Genomic DNA, 300 nt, shown 5'->3' on the forward strand with positions numbered 1-300 from the left:
TCATATTGCATCTCCGGCAGTTGCACGCGGATCGCTGTCATGGCGTTGATCTCCAATTCGCGGCGTTCAAAGATGGCGACTGCACCTTGGCCGACATCGGAGCAGATGCTGACGATTGGCCGCTATCCAGGCGACATGGCCCAAAGTGCTTTCACCGCCAGGCAGAGGCCGCACGCGCCTCCTGTAGCGCCGAGCCGATGCTCTAAGGTAACCGAGCCTCGATTGGGACGGAAGCGGTCCCGCTCGAATCGCCCATCATGCTGGTCGAGCATATCAGGACGACGGATAGTGCAGGAACTT

The 300-nt window shown here is 59.7% G+C and carries 1 protein-coding gene; it reads left to right on the top strand.

Going from position 1 to position 300, the window contains the following annotated elements:
- A partial coding sequence (locus A9513_RS36305; protein WP_218060704.1) for a hypothetical protein occupies positions 1–206 on the top strand: 206 nt, incomplete at its 5' end.
- Positions 207–300: the final 94 nt, after the last annotated feature.

Origin of the sequence: Pseudomonas sp. AU12215, assembly GCF_001675465.2 — a bacterium.
Lineage (GTDB): Bacteria > Pseudomonadota > Gammaproteobacteria > Pseudomonadales > Pseudomonadaceae > Pseudomonas > Pseudomonas nitroreducens.